Source organism: Providencia sp. PROV209 (assembly GCF_028479485.1).
Taxonomy (GTDB): Bacteria; Pseudomonadota; Gammaproteobacteria; order Enterobacterales; family Enterobacteriaceae; genus Providencia; species Providencia alcalifaciens.
Genome location: NZ_JAMPNR010000028.1, coordinates 25,859 through 38,427, shown reverse-complemented (window position 1 = coordinate 38,427; position 12,569 = coordinate 25,859). Strand labels below are relative to the sequence as shown.

Here is a 12,569-nt window from a genome sequence, read left to right as displayed (position 1 = left end):
TTTAGTAAAAAGGGCATCGACTGATGCCCTTTTTATACTCAAGTTTTTAAAATGCCAACGCTGTAAACCTAAGAACCTATCTCATCAATCGTTTTAATAATTATTGGTGAGATAGGCTCTGAAACAACGATTTACTAACTGTATTGAGAGCCCGATACAGTTATATGAGATTTATTAAGGTTTTGCTCAGAAGTTATGGTATATTTTACCGCTGCCACAAAAAGAAATTTATTTTCAGAATAGGGCGGTCAATAAATTTACTGGGTATGCTGGCATATTCTATTGGTGTGCTCTGATTGCCGTACTGTATAAGTAAGGCAAGCGGGCTTTATACATATTTCATGGTAACAGGTTGAATTATGAGTGCGAATAGCGAAGCTCAAGGAAGTGGACGCAGTGCAGACATCTTCAAATGGGTAGTTGTCTGTGCCTTATTATTAGTTGCTATTGTGGGTAACTATTACTTCCGTCAATATAATCTCGCACTGCGTGCTTTTGCAGTTGTAGCTGTAGTCGCTATTGCTGGTGCTGTTGCTTTGTGGACCACAAAAGGTAAAGCAACTCTGGCGTTTGCGCGCGAAGCTCGCATCGAGGTGAAAAAAGTCATTTGGCCTACTCGCCAGGAAGCATTGCAAACAACGTTGATTGTTGCTGCTGTAACGGCTGTAATGTCATTAATCCTGTGGGGATTAGATGGTATCCTAGTGCGTTTAGTTTCATTTATTACAAGCCTGAGGTTATTCTAAATGTCAGATTTACCTAAAAAACGCTGGTATGTCATTCAGGCATTCTCTGGTTTTGAAGGTCGCGTAGCACAGTCTCTGCGTGAACATATCAAATTACATAATATGGAAGAGTTGTTCGGCGATGTTATGGTTCCAACTGAAGAAGTTGTTGAGATCCGTAGCGGTCAACGTCGTAAGAGCGAACGTAAATTCTTCCCAGGCTACGTATTAGTTCAAATGGTCATGAACGATGACTCTTGGCACTTAGTACGCAGTGTTCCGCGTGTAATGGGCTTTATCGGTGGAACGTCAGATCGTCCAGCGCCAATTAGTGATAAAGAAGTTGACGCGATCATGAATCGCTTACAACAAGTTGGTGATAAGCCACGTCCTAAAACACTATTTGAACCAGGTGAGATGGTTCGTGTTAGCGAAGGTCCATTCGCTGACTTCAACGGTGTTGTTGAAGAAATCGACTATGAAAAGAGCCGCTTAAAAGTCTCTGTTTCCATTTTTGGTCGTGCAACGCCTGTTGAGTTAGATTTCGGACAGGTAGAAAAAGCCTAATTAATCCGAGTCTCAGACTTGCAAAAGGCGCGAAATTTTCATACAATTTCGCGCCTTTTGTTTTTTATGCTTGGCAAAATACTATACAAATAGGGTTTTGCGGGGCGTTAATGTAACGGGGAGCCTTATCGACTAAGGCGTTATTACCCAATTTGAGGAAATATCATGGCTAAGAAAGTACAAGCCTACGTTAAGCTGCAAGTAGCAGCTGGTATGGCAAACCCAAGTCCACCGGTTGGTCCAGCACTGGGTCAGCAAGGTGTGAACATCATGGAATTCTGTAAAGCGTTCAACGCAAAAACAGACAGCCTGGAAAAAGGTTTACCAATTCCTGTTGTTATTACTGTTTATGCAGACCGTTCATTCACTTTCGTAACTAAAACTCCACCGGCAGCAGTTCTGCTGAAAAAAGCGGCTGGCGTTAAGTCTGGTTCTGGTAAGCCGAACAAAGACAAAGTTGGTAAAGTGACTTCTGCACAGGTTCGCGAAATCGCAGAAACTAAAGCTGCGGATATGACTGGTGCTGACGTTGACGCGATGATGCGTTCAATCGCTGGTACTGCTCGTTCCATGGGCCTGGTAGTGGAGGACTAATAGAATGGCTAAACTGACTAAGCGCATGCGCAATATCCGTGAGAAAGTTGATGTAACTAAACAGTATGACATCAATGAAGCCGTTGCTCTGCTGAAAGAATTAGCGACTGCTAAATTCGTTGAAAGCGTTGACGTAGCTATCAATCTTGGTATCGATGCTCGTAAATCTGACCAGAACGTTCGCGGTGCAACTGTACTGCCACACGGTACTGGCCGTTCAGTTCGCGTTGCTGTGTTCGCACAAGGCGCAAACGCTGAAGCTGCTAAAGCTGCTGGCGCTGAACTGGTTGGTATGGAAGATCTGGCTGATAAAATCAAAGCTGGCGAAATGAACTTTGACGTTGTTATTGCTTCTCCAGATGCAATGCGCGTTGTTGGCCAATTAGGTCAAGTTCTGGGTCCACGCGGTCTGATGCCAAACCCGAAAGTTGGTACTGTAACTCCTAACGTTGCTGAAGCTGTTAATAACGCTAAAGCGGGTCAGGTTCGTTACCGTAACGACAAAAACGGAATCATCCACACCACTATCGGTAAAGCTGATTTCGACGCTGACAAATTGAAAGAAAACTTAGAAGCACTGCTGATCGCGCTGAAAAAAGCAAAACCAGCTTCTGCTAAAGGCGTTTTCATCAAGAAAATCAGCCTGTCCACTACAATGGGCGCAGGTGTTGCTATCGACCAATCTGGTCTGTCAGCAGCAGTTTAATTCCGTTAGCATTTGCTAATCGGTAATTAGGCTTTACCTTTGCGTTAGATTTGTATAAAATTTGACGCCTCGAGTTTGTTGGGGATAGAAATATGCCCAACAAACCACAAATTTCGGTATGGAGTCTGGCCTTTCCAGACCCCGTCCAAGACCGCAGGTGTAGTTTATTAGTTACTAGTAGCTACTTAATTTACCTGCGTAGACGGTGACAGAGATACCTAGAATTTATTCTGGATTTCTATTCTGCTCACCGTGTTTTAGCGCTCTTACATAATGTTGTGTTTGAGTGATGTGAGTCCCGGGTTTTCCCGGTTAATCCAGGAGCAAGAAGCTAATGGCACTAAATCTTCAAGACAAACAAGCGATTGTTGCTGAAGTCAGCGAAGTAGCCAAAGGCGCGCTTTCTGCAGTTGTTGCTGATTCACGCGGCGTAACTGTAGCAAAAATGACTGAACTGCGTAAAGCAGGTCGCGAAGCTGGCGTTTACATTCGTGTTGTTCGCAACACTTTGATTCGTCGTGCTGTTGAAGGTACAGCGTATGATGTACTGAAAGACGCGTTTGTTGGTCCAACCTTAATTGCTTTCTCTAACGAACATCCGGGCGCTGGCGCTCGTCTGTTCAAAGAGTTCGCGAAAGCGAATCCAGCATTTGAGATTAAAGCTGCGGCCTTTGAAGGTGAGTTAATCCAAGCGAAAGATATCGATCGTCTGGCAACTCTCCCAACTTACGATGAAGCAATCGCACGCCTGATGGCAACCATGAAAGAAGCCGCTGCCGGCAAATTGGTTCGTACTCTGGCTGCTCTGCGCGATCAGAAAGAAGCTGCATAAGCCCTTTCCTTCGTTGCTTTTTAACGTATAAACTATTTCTGAATTTTAGGAACACTTGTTATGTCTATCACTAAAGACCAAATCCTTGATGCAGTTGCAGAAATGTCTGTAATGGACGTTGTTGAACTGATTACTATGATGGAAGAAAAATTCGGCGTTTCTGCTGCTGCAGCTGTTGCTGTTGCTGCGGGCCCAGCTGAAGCTGCTGAAGAAAAAACTGAGTTCGACGTTGTTCTGGCATCTGTTGGTGCGAACAAAGTTGCAGTTATCAAAGCAGTACGTGGTGCAACCGGTCTTGGCCTGAAAGAAGCTAAAGACATGGTAGAATCAGCTCCAGCAGTTATCAAAGAAGCTGCAAGCAAAGATGAAGCTGAAACTCTGAAAAAATCTCTTGAAGAAGCAGGCGCTTCTGTTGAACTTAAATAAGTTCAAATTCAAGAACGCAGCTTAAGTAATTAGGCTGATGGCTGGTGATTTTATAATCACCAGCCTTTTTGCGCTGTAAGGCGTGATGGGTGTTAACAGCTTTTCACGCAGTTTTAATGTTAACAAACAACCCCCCAATACTTCTTTCTATTGACGACTTAATATACTGTGTTCTGCGCTACGACCCGCTCGGGTAGCTCGGTAGCCTCAGGAATGCAATGAAATGATTTAAGAGTAATAGCAATGAGTATTACGGAAAGTATTCATTTTCCATTTCTTCAAAAAACGCGTTCCTGTTCTGTCCTTTACCTAAGGACGAACGACTTGGGTCACTGATCAACGAGCTGAGGAAACCTATGGTTTACTCCTATACCGAGAAAAAACGTATTCGTAAGGATTTTGGTAAACGTCCACAAGTTTTGGATATACCTTATCTCCTTTCTATCCAACTTGACTCGTTCCAGAAGTTTATCGAGCAAGATCCTGATGGCCAGAATGGTTTGGAAGCAGCTTTCCGTTCTGTATTCCCAATTCAGAGCTACAGCGGTAATGCGGAACTGCAATATGTCAGCTATCGTTTAGGCGAGCCTGTTTTTGATGTTAAAGAATGTCAAATTCGCGGTGTGACGTATTCTGCACCACTGCGTGTAAAACTGCGCCTGATCGTTTATGAGCGAGAAGCACCAGAAGGCACCGTTAAAGACATCAAAGAACAAGAAGTCTACATGGGTGAAATTCCACTCATGACTGAAAACGGAACTTTTGTTATCAACGGTACTGAGCGTGTTATCGTTTCTCAGTTACACCGTAGTCCAGGTGTATTCTTTGACAGCGATAAAGGTAAAACTCACTCTTCAGGTAAAGTGCTGTATAACGCACGTATTATCCCTTACCGTGGTTCATGGCTTGATTTCGAATTTGATCCGAAAGATAACCTGTTTGTACGTATTGACCGTCGCCGTAAATTACCTGCGACCATTATTCTGCGTGCAATGGATTACAACACCGAAGAAATCTTAAATCTGTTCTTCGAAAAAACTGTATTCCAAATCCGTGATAATAAACTGATGATGACGCTGGTTCCTGAGCGTTTACGTGGTGAAACTGCTTCTTTCGATATCGAAGCAAACGGCAAAGTCTATGTTGAAAAAGGCCGTCGTATCACTGCACGTCATATTCGTCAGTTAGAAAAAGAAGAAATTAACAGCATCGAAGTTCCTGTTGAATACATCGCAGGTAAAGTTGTTGCAAGAGACTATATCGATGAGAGCACTGGTGAGCTGATTTGTGCAGCGAACATGGAACTGTCATTAGATATGTTGGCACGTCTGAGCCAATCTGGTCACAAAACAATTGAAACATTGTTTACTAACGACTTAGACCACGGTGCTTATATTTCTGAAACCGTTCGTGTCGACCCAACTAACGATCGCTTAAGTGCACTGGTAGAAATCTACCGCATGATGCGTCCTGGTGAGCCACCAACTCGCGAAGCGGCAGAAAACCTGTTCGATAACTTGTTCTTCTCTGAAGACCGTTATGACTTGTCTGCTGTAGGTCGCATGAAGTTTAACCGTTCACTGAACCGCGATGAAATCGAAGGTTCTGGTATCCTGAGTGAAGAAGACATCATTGATGTTATGCGTAAACTCATCGATATCCGTAACGGTAAAGGCGAAGTCGATGATATCGACCACTTAGGTAACCGTCGTATTCGTTCCGTTGGTGAAATGGCTGAGAACCAATTCCGTGTAGGTCTGGTTCGTGTTGAGCGTGCAGTGAAAGAGCGTCTTTCTCTGGGCGACCTCGATGCATTAATGCCACAGGATATGATCAACGCTAAGCCAATTTCAGCCGCAGTTAAAGAGTTCTTTGGTTCCAGCCAGCTGTCTCAATTTATGGACCAGAACAACCCACTGTCTGAAATTACGCACAAACGCCGTATCTCTGCATTAGGCCCTGGTGGTCTGACTCGTGAACGTGCGGGCTTCGAAGTACGTGACGTACACCCAACTCACTATGGTCGTGTTTGTCCAATCGAAACGCCTGAAGGTCCGAACATCGGTCTGATCAACTCATTATCTGTTTATGCACAGACCAATGAGTATGGTTTCTTAGAAACCCCTTACCGTTTAGTTCGTGATGGCATCGTAACGGATGAAATCCATTACTTGTCTGCAATCGAAGAAGGTAACTTCATCATTGCTCAGGCAAACACCGTATTAAGTGATGATGGTCGTTTCATCGAAGAATTGATCACTTGTCGTAACAAAGGTGAATCAAGCTTATTCAGCCGTGAACAAGTTGAATATATGGACGTTTCGACTCAACAGGTTGTTTCTGTTGGTGCGTCTCTGATCCCATTCCTTGAACACGATGATGCTAACCGTGCATTGATGGGTGCAAACATGCAACGTCAAGCGGTTCCTACTTTACGTGCTGACAAACCATTAGTTGGTACAGGTATGGAACGTGCAGTAGCGGTTGACTCCGGTGTTACTGCTGTTGCTAGACGTGGTGGTTCAGTTCAATACGTTGATGCTTCTCGTATCGTTATCAAAGTTAACGAAGATGAGATGTATCCGGGCGAAGCTGGAATCGATATCTATAACCTGACTAAATACACTCGTTCTAACCAGAACACCTGTATCAACCAGATGCCTTGCGTATCTTTAGGTGAGCCAGTTGAACGTGGTGATGTGTTAGCTGATGGTCCTTCAACAGACCTTGGTGAATTAGCACTTGGTCAAAACATGCGCGTGGCATTCATGCCATGGAATGGTTATAACTTCGAAGACTCCATCTTAGTTTCTGAGCGTGTTGTTCAAGAAGACCGTTTCACAACTATTCACATTCAGGAACTCTCTTGTGTGTCTCGTGACACCAAATTAGGACCTGAAGAGATCACTGCGGATATTCCAAACGTTGGTGAAGCAGCACTGTCTAAACTTGATGAATCCGGTATCGTTTATATCGGTGCAGAAGTGAAAGGCGGCGATATTCTGGTTGGTAAAGTAACCCCTAAAGGTGAAACACAATTAACGCCAGAAGAAAAACTGCTGCGTGCTATCTTCGGTGAGAAAGCGTCAGACGTTAAAGACTCTTCTTTACGTATTCCTAACGGTGTATCTGGTACAGTTATCGATGTACAAGTATTTACCCGTGATGGTGTAGAGAAAGACAAACGTGCTCTGGAAATCGAAGAAACTCAGTTACGTGATGCGAAGAAAGACTTAACAGAAGAACTGCGTATTTTTGAATCCGCATTGTTCTCTCGTATCCGTTCTGTACTGATCAGCGGTGGTATTGAAGCTGAAAAACTGGATAAACTGCCTCGTGACCGTTGGTTAGAATTAGCGTTAGCTGATGAAGAGAAACAGAACCAGTTAGAGCAATTAGCTGAACAGTATGATGAACTGAAATCTGAGTTCGAGAAGAAACTGGAAGCGAAACGTCGCAAGATCACTCAAGGTGATGACCTTGCTCCGGGCGTACTGAAAATTGTTAAGGTTTATCTGGCTGTTAAACGTCAGATCCAACCGGGTGATAAAATGGCGGGTCGCCATGGTAACAAAGGTGTTATCTCAAAAATCAACCCAGTTGAAGACATGCCTTACGATGAAAACGGTAACCCAGTTGACATCGTTCTGAACCCACTGGGCGTACCATCACGTATGAACATCGGTCAGATTCTGGAAACTCACTTAGGTATGGCTGCTAAAGGTATTGGTGAAAAAATCAATGCTATGCTTAAACAGCAGCAAGAAGTTGCCAAACTGCGTGAATTCATCCAGAAAGCTTACGATTTAGGTGATGATCCGCGTCAGAAAGTTGACTTAAATACTTTCTCTGATGAAGAAGTTATGCGTTTGGCTGAGAACCTGAGAAAAGGTATGCCAATTGCAACGCCAGTGTTTGATGGTGCGAAAGAGAAAGAAATTAAAGAACTGCTGAAACTGGGCGGTCTGCCAACTTCAGGTCAGATTACACTGTTCGACGGTCGTACTGGCGAGAAATTTGAGCGTCAGGTAACCGTAGGTTACATGTACATGCTGAAACTGAACCACTTGGTTGACGATAAGATGCACGCCCGTTCAACTGGTTCTTACAGCTTGGTTACTCAGCAGCCGCTGGGTGGTAAAGCGCAGTTCGGTGGTCAGCGTTTCGGGGAGATGGAAGTGTGGGCACTGGAAGCATACGGTGCAGCCTATACTCTTCAAGAAATGCTTACAGTTAAATCGGATGACGTTAACGGCCGTACGAAGATGTATAAAAACATCGTCGATGGCAGCCATCAGATGGAACCTGGTATGCCGGAATCTTTCAACGTATTGCTGAAAGAAATCCGCTCACTGGGTATCAACATCGAGCTGGAAGACGAGTAATTCGTTTTGTGCCGGAAGGTTCGCCTTCCGGCCCATGTAAGCACTGGGATTTGGGGAGAGTGGCCTCGAGCACTCACCTGACAGGTCTAACTCCGACAGGAGCCATTTAGTGAAAGACTTAATTAAGTTTCTGAAAGCGCAAACCAAGACCGAAGAGTTTGATGCGATCAAGATTGCTCTGGCATCACCTGATATGATCCGTTCATGGTCATTCGGTGAAGTTAAAAAGCCAGAAACCATTAACTACCGTACGTTCAAACCAGAACGTGATGGTCTTTTCTGTGCGCGTATTTTCGGGCCAGTAAAAGACTACGAATGTTTGTGCGGTAAGTACAAGCGTTTAAAACACCGTGGTGTGATTTGTGAGAAGTGTGGCGTTGAAGTTACACAAACTAAAGTTCGTCGTGAGCGTATGGGTCATATTGAACTCGCATCTCCGACTGCACACATTTGGTTCTTAAAATCACTGCCATCCCGTATCGGTTTGCTGCTCGATATGCCACTGCGCGATATCGAACGCGTTCTGTACTTTGAATCTTATGTTGTTGTTGAAGGCGGGATGACCAGCCTTGAGCGCGCACAGATTCTGACAGAAGAGCAATACTTAGATGCGTTGGAAGAGTTCGGTGACGAATTTGACGCAAAAATGGGTGCGGAAGCAATCCAAGGTCTGCTGAAAAACCTTGATCTTGAGAACGAGTGCGAAACGCTGCGTGAAGAGTTAAATGAAACTAACTCAGAAACCAAGCGTAAAAAGCTGACCAAGCGTATCAAACTGTTAGAAGCGTTCATTCAATCTGGTAACAAACCAGAGTGGATGATCTTAAACGTTCTGCCAGTTCTGCCACCTGATCTGCGTCCATTAGTTCCACTGGATGGTGGTCGTTTCGCAACATCAGATCTGAACGATCTGTATCGTCGCGTAATCAACCGTAACAACCGTCTGAAACGTCTTCTGGATCTGGCTGCGCCAGACATCATCGTACGTAACGAAAAACGTATGTTGCAAGAAGCGGTTGATGCACTGTTAGATAACGGTCGTCGTGGTCGCGCAATCACAGGTTCTAACAAACGTCCTCTGAAATCTTTGGCAGATATGATCAAAGGTAAACAAGGTCGTTTCCGTCAGAACTTACTTGGTAAGCGTGTTGACTACTCAGGTCGTTCTGTAATCACCGTAGGTCCATACCTGCGTCTGCATCAGTGCGGTCTGCCTAAGAAAATGGCACTTGAGTTATTCAAACCATTTATCTACGGCAAATTAGAATTACGTGGTCTGGCAACAACCATTAAAGCTGCGAAGAAAATGGTTGAGCGCGAAGAAGCGGTTGTTTGGGATATCTTGGATGAAGTTATCCGTGAACACCCAGTTATGCTGAACCGTGCACCAACACTTCACCGTCTGGGTATCCAAGCTTTCGAACCAATTTTGATCGAAGGTAAAGCTATCCAATTGCACCCACTCGTTTGTGCGGCATATAACGCCGACTTCGATGGTGACCAAATGGCGGTACACGTTCCTCTGACTCTGGAAGCTCAGTTAGAAGCGCGTGCGTTGATGATGTCAACCAACAACATCCTGTCACCTGCAAGTGGTGAGCCTATCATCGTTCCTTCTCAGGACGTTGTATTGGGTATCTACTACATGACTCGTGACTGTGTAAACGCGAAAGGCGAGGGCATGGTATTAGCCGGTCCTAAAGAAGCTGAGCGTGTTTACCGTTCAGGCCATGCTTCACTGCATGCCCGTGTTAAAGTCCGTATCACTGAAGAAGTGAAGGACAGCGAAGGTAACATTACGATTAACACTGGTTTAGTTGATACCACGGTTGGTCGTGCAATTTTATGGATGATCGTACCGAAAGGTCTGCCTTACTCTCTGGTTAACCAAGCGTTAGGTAAGAAAGCAATCTCCAAAATGCTGAACACTTGTTACCGTGTACTGGGCCTGAAGCCAACCGTTATTTTTGCTGACCAAATCATGTATACCGGTTTTGCCTATGCGGCACGTTCTGGTGCATCGGTTGGTATCGACGATATGGTTATTCCAGAGAAAAAAGCTGGAATCATCGCCGAAGCAGAAGCGGAAGTTGCAGAAATTCAGGAACAGTTCCAGTCTGGTCTGGTTACAGCAGGCGAACGTTATAACAAAGTTATCGATATCTGGGCAGCGGCAAACGAACGTGTTGCTAAAGCGATGATGGAAAACTTGTCTACTGAAGCAGTCATCAACCGTGACGGTGAAGAAGAACAACAAGTTTCTTTCAACAGCATCTTTATGATGGCCGACTCCGGTGCTCGTGGTTCTGCTGCGCAGATTCGTCAGCTAGCAGGTATGCGTGGTCTGATGGCGAAGCCAGATGGCTCCATCATCGAAACACCAATCACGGCGAACTTCCGTGAAGGTCTGAACGTTCTCCAGTACTTTATTTCTACCCACGGTGCTCGTAAAGGTCTTGCGGATACCGCATTGAAAACAGCGAACTCCGGTTACCTGACTCGTCGTTTAGTTGACGTTGCTCAAGACTTGGTAGTGACTGAAGATGACTGTGGTACTCACGAAGGTATCCTGATGACTCCGGTTATCGAGGGTGGCGACGTTAAAGAACCACTGCGTGAACGTGTACTTGGACGTGTAACAGCTGAAGATATCCTGATCCCAGGTACAGCTGATATTCTGGTTCCACGTAATACACTGTTACACGAAAAACTGTGTGACCTGTTAGAAGCTAACTCTGTTGACAGCGTGAAAGTACGTTCCGTTGTAAGTTGTGAAACTGACTTCGGTGTGTGTGCTCACTGTTATGGTCGTGACCTGGCTCGTGGTCATATTATCAACAAAGGTGAAGCTATCGGTGTTATCGCGGCACAATCAATCGGTGAGCCGGGTACACAGCTGACGATGCGTACGTTCCACATCGGTGGTGCGGCATCTCGTGCGGCAGCAGAATCTAGCATCCAAGTTCGTAACACAGGTACTCTGAAACTGGTTAACGCGAAATTCGTAACCAACTCAGAAGGCAAACTGGTTATTACTTCACGTAATACAGAATTGCGTCTGATTGACGAATTCGGTCGTACTAAAGAGAGCTATAAAGTTCCTTACGGTGCACACTTAACCAAAGGTGATGGCGCGTCAGTGATCGGCGGTGAAACCGTTGCGAACTGGGATCCACACACCATGCCAGTTGTCAGTGAAGTATCTGGTATCATCAGCTTCTCCGACATGCTTGATGGCCAGACTATGACTCGTCAAACTGATGAGTTAACCGGTCTGTCTTCAATCGTGGTTCTGGATACTGCTGAGCGTACAAGTGCTGGTAAAGACTTACGTCCTGCGCTGCGTGTTATCGATGCGAACGGCAATGATGTTCTGATCCCTAACACCGACATGCCAGCTCAGTACTTCTTACCGGGTAAAGCAATTGTTCAGTTAGATGATGGCATTGCGATCAATGCCGGTGATACTTTAGCGCGTATTCCACAAGAATCCGTCGGGACTAAAGATATCACGGGTGGTCTGCCACGCGTTGCTGACTTGTTCGAAGCTCGTCGTCCGAAAGAGCCTGCGATTCTGGCTGAAATCAGCGGTATTATCTCGTTTGGTAAAGAAACCAAAGGTAAACGCCGTCTGGTTATCACTCCATTAGATGGTAGTGAGCCATACGAAGAGATGATTCCTAAATGGCGTCAGCTCAACGTATTCGAAGGTGAAATCGTTGAACGTGGTGACGTTGTTTCTGATGGTCCAGAGTCTCCACATGACATCCTGCGTCTGCGTGGTGTTCATGCTGTGACTCGTTACATCACTAACGAAGTTCAAGAAGTTTACCGCTTACAAGGCGTTAAGATTAACGATAAACACATCGAAGTTATCGTTCGTCAGATGCTGCGTAAAGTCACCATCGCGGATGCAGGAAGCTCTGAATTCCTCGAAGGTGAGCAGGTTGAGTACTCTCGTGTTAAAGTTTCTAACCGTAAACTGGAATCTGAAGGTAAAATTCCGGCTAACTTTGATCGTGATCTGTTGGGTATTACTAAGGCATCTCTGGCAACAGAATCCTTTATCTCAGCGGCATCATTCCAAGAAACTACACGCGTACTGACAGAAGCTGCGGTAGCAGGTAAACGTGATGAACTGCGCGGTCTGAAAGAAAACGTTATTGTTGGACGTCTGATCCCTGCGGGTACTGGTTTTGCGTATCACCAAGATCGTATCCGTCGTCGTCATCTGAGCGAAGCTGTGGAAGCTCCACAAGTTAGCGCAGACGAGGCAACAGCGAACTTAGCTGAACTGTTAAATGCAGGCTTCACTAGCGACAATCAGAAATAAT

At 45.2% G+C, this 12,569-nt stretch carries 8 protein-coding genes; all 8 read left to right on the top strand.

Annotation, left to right across the window (positions count from 1 at the left end):
• Window positions 1-359: 359 nt before the first annotated feature.
• The 8 genes from secE to rpoC all read left to right on the top strand — a co-directional run bounded on the left by secE (window position 360) and on the right by rpoC (window position 12,568).
• Complete coding sequence (gene secE, locus PR795_RS17760; RefSeq protein WP_006657042.1) at window positions 360-746, top strand: preprotein translocase subunit SecE; 387 nt, start codon at window positions 360-362, stop codon at window positions 744-746.
• Window positions 747-1,292 carry a transcription termination/antitermination protein NusG gene (nusG, locus tag PR795_RS17755; protein WP_006657043.1) on the top strand — a complete coding sequence of 182 codons (546 nt, stop codon included), beginning with the start codon at window positions 747-749 and terminating at the stop codon, window positions 1,290-1,292.
• 165 nt (window positions 1,293-1,457) lie between these two features.
• Window positions 1,458-1,886, top strand: a complete 429-nt coding sequence (gene rplK / locus PR795_RS17750) for a 50S ribosomal protein L11 (RefSeq protein WP_006657044.1) — start codon at window positions 1,458-1,460, stop codon at window positions 1,884-1,886.
• A gap of 4 nt (window positions 1,887-1,890) precedes the next feature.
• Entirely contained in the window at window positions 1,891-2,592 is a 702-nt protein-coding gene (gene rplA / locus PR795_RS17745) for a 50S ribosomal protein L1 (protein ID WP_006657045.1), read from the top strand.
• 334 nt (window positions 2,593-2,926) lie between these two features.
• A complete protein-coding gene (rplJ, locus tag PR795_RS17740; RefSeq protein ID WP_006657046.1) occupies window positions 2,927-3,424 on the top strand; it encodes a 50S ribosomal protein L10 in 498 nt (165 codons plus the stop codon).
• A gap of 60 nt (window positions 3,425-3,484) precedes the next feature.
• Window positions 3,485-3,850 carry a 50S ribosomal protein L7/L12 gene (gene rplL, locus PR795_RS17735; protein ID WP_006657047.1) on the top strand — a complete coding sequence of 122 codons (366 nt, stop codon included), beginning with the start codon at window positions 3,485-3,487 and terminating at the stop codon, window positions 3,848-3,850.
• Between the two features lie 356 nt (window positions 3,851-4,206).
• Complete coding sequence (gene rpoB / locus PR795_RS17730) at window positions 4,207-8,235, top strand: DNA-directed RNA polymerase subunit beta (protein ID WP_006657048.1); 4,029 nt, start codon at window positions 4,207-4,209, stop codon at window positions 8,233-8,235.
• A gap of 109 nt (window positions 8,236-8,344) precedes the next feature.
• Entirely contained in the window at window positions 8,345-12,568 is a 4,224-nt protein-coding gene (gene rpoC / locus PR795_RS17725) for a DNA-directed RNA polymerase subunit beta' (RefSeq protein ID WP_006657049.1), read from the top strand.
• Window position 12,569 lies beyond the last annotated feature (1 nt).